Source organism: Herpetosiphon llansteffanensis (assembly GCF_003205875.1).
Taxonomy (GTDB): Bacteria; Chloroflexota; Chloroflexia; order Chloroflexales; family Herpetosiphonaceae; genus Herpetosiphon; species Herpetosiphon llansteffanensis.
This window is the reverse complement of record NZ_PUBZ01000026.1, coordinates 1-1,940: the sequence shown is the minus strand read 5'-3', so window position 1 is coordinate 1,940 and position 1,940 is coordinate 1. Positions and strand designations below refer to the sequence as shown.

Annotated in this window: 1 protein-coding gene; it reads left to right on the top strand. The window is 63.2% G+C overall.

The genetic code is table 11. The features are described 5' to 3' along the window. The first annotated feature begins 1,017 nt into the window (after window positions 1–1,017). Window positions 1,018–1,623 carry a transposase gene (locus C5S61_RS26705; protein ID WP_164689162.1) on the top strand — a complete coding sequence of 202 codons (606 nt, stop codon included), beginning with the start codon at window positions 1,018–1,020 and terminating at the stop codon, window positions 1,621–1,623. The last annotated feature ends 317 nt before the right edge of the window (window positions 1,624–1,940 follow it).

Genomic DNA, 1,940 nt, shown 5'->3' with positions numbered 1-1,940 from the left:
GAGGGCTGGGCTTAACATAGAATTGGTTCCCCTGCCCGATCCATCAGGGTCGGGGGGCGACACCGATCCGCCGTAGCGCGACACCCATGCCCCAATCGGGGTCGTTTTCGACACCAGGCGACTCGCTATCGGGTACGATACGGGTATCAGATCCAACCATCCCCAGAATAGGAGTCGCTGATGCTGGATCGCATCATACCAAACATCCTTCGTCGCTTCAAGCGCCCTGTGCCCACCGTGCCCGTGTCCGATGGTGCCCTGCTGCCCACCCATCCCCGTCGTCCCTGCCCGCTCTCCATGCCGGATCTCCCCCCCATCATTGCCGCTGATCCCACTGCTGCTGCAGCCCATCAGTGGCTCGCCCCCATTCCGTGGCATGCCCTGCCGCCGCTCAGTGACCGCCCTCGGCCTGGGCCGCGCCCCGCGCCGCGTGCCCCCTTTCTCGCCGCGTTCCTCCTCAAACTCGATCTCCAATTGCCCTCCATGGGGCATTTGCGTCGCTATCTCCTGCGCCATCCCGCCCTTGTCTGGACGCTTGGCTTTCCCCTCCGGCCTGACCCTGCCGCCCCGCTCGGCTTCGATGTCGCCGCCAGTGTTCCGTCGCGTCGTCAATTTGCCCGTGTCCTGCGAACCTTGCCCACGCCCATGCTCGACTTCCTCCGCATGGCACTCGTGCGGCGCATTCGTGATGCCCTCCCACCGGAGCACCACGCCACCTTCGCCGACACCATTGCGGGCGATACCAAGCACATTTTGGCGTGGGTGAAAGAGAACAATCTCAACCGTTTTGCCCCGGATCGCGCCAAGAAGCAGGTACAACCCCCGGGTGATCCGGACTGTCGGCTCGGCGTCAAGCGCCGGAGTAACCAGCAACCGACCCCCACCACCGATGGCCAATCGCCAACCCAGAGTAAGGCCGAAGCCTACTGGGGGTACGCCAGTGGCATTGTCGTCACCCGCACCCCCTTCGGCTCCATCGTGCTCGCCGAACACACCCAACCGATCAATGCGGGCGATATGACCTATTTTGACCCGCTCATGGCGCAGGTGGAGCAGACGCTCGGTCGCCGACCGCGCAATGGCGTGTGGGATGCCGCCTTCGACAGCCAACGGGTCTACACCTACTTCCACACCGCTGGTGGCATGGCAGCAGTTCCGGTGCGCAAGCCGAACCAGCCACGGCAGTTTTCGCCCGACGGCTTGCCACTGTGTGCCGCTGGCTTAGCCATGCCGCAACAGTTTACGTATGCCATGAACACCAATGGCCCGCCGCAAGAGCGGGCACGCCATCGCTGTCCGTTGCTGTACCCGACTGCCACCGGCGAGCCATGCCCAACGAATGATAAACACTTTGCAACGGGCGGGTGTGTCACGACGATCGGGACGCAAGTTGGCGCAACGCTACGCTGGACGATCGATCGCGGGTCAGCGGCCTATAAAGCCTTGTATCGCGAACGGGCGTTGGTCGAACAGATCAACAGCCAAGCATATGCCTTAGGGATCGAATGGCCAAAACTGCGCCGCCAAAGCGCGGTCGCGGCGTGGACATCCTTAATCTATGTGGTGATAAACCTGCGCGTGGTGCATCGCCAGCAGGGAACGCACGACCCGATCCACGCCTAACGTGGCATGCGTCTCGTCCGTGAATCGCCATGGGGATGGCTTGGATTGGATGGACGGACGCAGCCGCAGCGATCAGGGAACGGCTACTGCGGCGGATCAGCGGTGATCGGTCGGCGTGATCGGCTGTGCGTAAATCCGCCAGCGCGGCGAGAACGCACGCCGATGGGCCGACGCGGATCAGGATGCGGGCAGCACAACGGGCGGTGAGGCGGGTCTGCTCACAAAAAAACCACGCACCAGCGTGGTGATTGGTCAGCGGCGGCGCGGATCAGCGAAAAATCCCGTCAAAACCTCTCAGGAATTCGTCCAGCCCTCCT